The following is a 3,006-nucleotide window of genomic DNA, read 5'->3' as shown; positions in this document are numbered from 1 at the left end:
TGTCCCCACCACAACTGACGGCTGATACACCAGTCCTTGATGTTCTCCATCCAGTATTTGTAAGTGTTCTTGTATTTTGCAGGATAGAATTTCAGTTCGTCGTTCATTACAGGAGGCAAAGCCATGTCTGCAAAGTGTTTCATCTTGAGGAACCACTGCATTGACAGCTTAGGCTCGATGGCTACGTTTGTACGTTCAGAGAAACCGACCTTGTTGTTGTAAGCTTCAACTTTTTCAAGCAGGCCTGCTGTTGCAAGGTCTTTTTCTATCTGTTCGCGAACGTCGAAACGATCCATACCTACATACATTCCGGCAGCCTCGCTGATAGTACCATTGTCATTGAATATATCTATTGACCGGAGGTTATATTTCTCACCTAACATATAGTCGTTTACATCGTGTGCAGGAGTAACCTTCAGACATCCTGTACCGAATTCGATATCTACATAGTCGTCTTCGATAACCGGGATAACTCTGTTTACCAACGGAACAATCACTTTCTTGCCCTTCAACCATTCGTTCTTAGGGTCGTTAGGATTGATACACATTGCAGTATCACCCATGATTGTTTCAGGACGAGTAGTTGCAACTACGGCATAACGTCCTTCAGCATCACCTTCAACCTTATATCTCAGGTAGAAAAGCTTGCTGTGTTCTTCCTTATAGATAACTTCTTCGTCAGAAAGTGCTGTCAGGGCTTTAGGATCCCAGTTTACCATTCGCACGCCGCGGTAAATAAGTCCCTTGTTATAAAGGTCTACGAATACCTTTATAACGCTCTTACTTCTTTCTTCGTCCATAGTGAAGGCTGTGCGGCCCCAGTCGCACGAAGCACCAAGTTTGCGCAACTGTTTCAGGATGATTCCCCCGTGTTCGTCTGTCCATTCCCATGCATGTTTCAGGAATTCCTCTCTGGTGAGGTCAGTCTTCTTTATTCCCTGCTGAGCCAATTTGTTTACCACCTTAGCTTCTGTAGCGATTGAAGCATGGTCTGTACCAGGAACCCAGCATGCGTTCTTTCCCATCATACGTGCACGGCGTACGAGGATATCCTGTATCGTATTGTTAAGCATGTGTCCCATGTGGAGCACTCCTGTGACGTTTGGAGGTGGGATTACGACGGTATATGGTTCGCGTCCGTCCGGTTTAGAACTGAAAAGTTTGTTGTCCAGCCAATACTGGTACCATTTTCCTTCCACATCTGCGGGATTGTACTTACTTGCTAATTCCATGATTATTATTTTGAGTTTTTTAGTTTTTTAAGTTCTTGAGTTTGTAAATGCATTGGTGCATAATCGGTTGCAAAATTAATAAAAGTTGTTTGAAAATTCAATACAAAAGGCTTAAGTCTTTCGTTTTATGTACCTTATCTATATACAAAAAAACACCCACCGTGTATATGAACCGATGGGTGTTGTGTAAAAAAGAATGTGTGAGTTATTATAGTTCAGAGAATGGCTTGCGTTTGCCTCCCAATGGAAGTGACAATCCTATGAAGCCGTTGATGGTTTTTGAGTTACCTCCGAAGTACATGTAGTCTGTACCGGCGAAGATAGGACCAAGTTTCAAAGCTAAACCGAAAGACTTACCTCCTGAAAGGATAGGAGAGTAGCTGATAGCTGCATTAAATGCATTTGAAGGACGCAATGTGGCAAGGAATGTCAATTCAGTCTGTGTCTTCGGCTGAACGAAGCGTGATGAATAAACAGCACCTACGCTAAGCTTGTTGTTCAGAAGTCCGTATTCTGCTGCAAGTAAAACAGTGGTTGAAAGTTTAGTGCTTGTTTTGTAATCGGCGTTTTCGTCTTTCTTAAAATCGAAGCGATCTAATGAAAGAAGTTCTCCTCCAATGTATTGTTCGTAGTTGTCTGCGTTGATTGTAACGTTTTCTTCACCGTTAACTTCTGCCATCGTTGTATTGTTCTTGTTCCATTTCATTACACCAAGGTCAAGAACGGCTGCAGAAACTGTCAGGTTCTTAAGAATGCTATAGCTGGCTCCCAAATCAATTCCGAAACCTGTACCTGCGATACCGAAGCTGCTTGCATCGAGGTCGAATCCATTTATCATATTGTTGTCATCAAATGTCATTCCACCTCCTTTAAGCGTGGTTACTACATTTGCTTTTGCATTGTAGCTGTATCCTTTTCCGTACCAATCCTCTTCGCTGAATTCATAATTCATCAATTCTTCCTGAGTCATGTTGTCAACATTAGGAACATCCGGAATGTCCAAATCAAGGTCAAACTGTTCTATATTGACTTCAGTACGTGCCAAACCTAACAGCATCTTAGCTCTTGCACCTACAGTAAGTTTTTCAGTAATTCTTCTTGAAAGGCCTAATCCTACTTCAGCATACGCATTCATATTAATAGACTGGTTTCCCATCTTGTAACTTTGTTTGCTTCCGGCAACGCTTTCAATATCAAAACCGTTCATGTTTCTCATCATTGTAAACATGTCCTTATTAATCTGCGCACCGATATCCATGCGTAATCCTGCATTTACAGACCAGAAATTCTTTCCTTTAATCCAACCGAAAGACAGGATGTTAGTGTTCAGATTCATATTGAGTCTGTTGTCCTGCTGCAGTGAATTATACAGAGTGTTGTTGTTGAGGAAATCGTTTCCGTCCTTGGTAATTTCCATGAAGTCATTGATTCCTAATGAATTGGTGTTGGCTGTGACATTGAAACTACCGATAAGCGGCAGATTAAGATATCCCCTTGTAGGTTGAAGTCCCGGGTTCATTTGTACACGTGTGCTGGCACCTTCCATGAAATAAGATGTACGCAGATACTGAGCCTGTGCGCTAAAAACGGTTGCTAAAACAGAAACTGCAACCAAAAGCTTTTTGTTCATAAACGTTTTCATAATCGTTGGTTTATTCGTTGTTTTCTCTTTTTGCAAAATTATGCATTAATTTTATATAACATTTGTCTGATTGTAAAATACCTTAAATCCGCAACTCCATTCCCGAAGTGCTACCTAATAAAGAGAAATGGA

General features: G+C 41.4%; 2 protein-coding genes. Both read right to left on the bottom strand.

Annotation, left to right across the window (positions count from 1 at the left end):
* Positions 1-1,232 (bottom strand): class I tRNA ligase family protein (locus QZ379_RS12520; protein WP_291565427.1); only part of this gene is annotated, 1,232 nt, incomplete at its 3' end.
* Positions 1,233-1,440: 208 nt separating this feature from the next.
* Complete coding sequence (locus tag QZ379_RS12515; protein WP_291565425.1) at positions 1,441-2,874, bottom strand: DUF5723 family protein; 1,434 nt, start codon at positions 2,872-2,874, stop codon at positions 1,441-1,443.
* Positions 2,875-3,006: the final 132 nt, after the last annotated feature.

The sequence above is a fragment of the Bacteroides sp. genome (assembly GCF_019417265.1).
Lineage (GTDB): Bacteria > Bacteroidota > Bacteroidia > Bacteroidales > Bacteroidaceae > Phocaeicola.
Note: the sequence above shows the minus strand (reverse complement) of the source record. Positions and strands in the feature narration are given on the sequence as shown.

Coding starts and splice junctions, on each gene's coding strand:
- QZ379_RS12515 (WP_291565425.1), bottom strand. CDS start 2,874: ATGAAAACGTTTATGAACAAAAAGCTTTTGGTTGCAGTTTCTGTTTTA.